Origin of the sequence: Pollutimonas rozaliensis, assembly GCF_048751585.1 — a bacterium.
Taxonomy (GTDB): domain Bacteria; phylum Pseudomonadota; class Gammaproteobacteria; order Burkholderiales; family Burkholderiaceae_B.
The window spans coordinates 1-271 of sequence record NZ_JAZHOB010000123.1 but is presented as its reverse complement, the minus strand read 5'-3'; the positions used below and the strand labels follow the sequence as shown (position 1 = coordinate 271).

The following is a 271-nucleotide window of genomic DNA, read 5'->3' as shown; positions in this document are numbered from 1 at the left end:
AGATGGAATACCCAAGGAGGATATCATGCAGGAAAAAGTCCAAGAGACACTGGAAAAGATCAGGCCCCAGCTCCAGGCCGACGGCGGAGATGTGGAGCTGGTGGGGGTGACCGAGGACAGCGTGGTGCAGGTGCGCCTGCAGGGCGCCTGCGCGGGTTGCCCTATGTCCCAGATGACCCTCAAGAACGGGATTGAGCAGGCCCTGAAGAAGGAAGTCCCGGGTGAATTCCCGGGAGACCTAGACCGCTTCCACGGACTTCACTTCCGGGAC

General features: G+C 60.5%; 1 protein-coding gene. It reads left to right on the top strand.

Annotated elements, in window-relative coordinates; translation table 11 throughout:
* Positions 1 to 25: 25 nt before the first annotated feature.
* On the top strand, positions 26 to 271 hold a 246-nt coding region (locus V0R37_RS22235; RefSeq protein ID WP_420376572.1), incomplete at its 3' end, for a NifU family protein.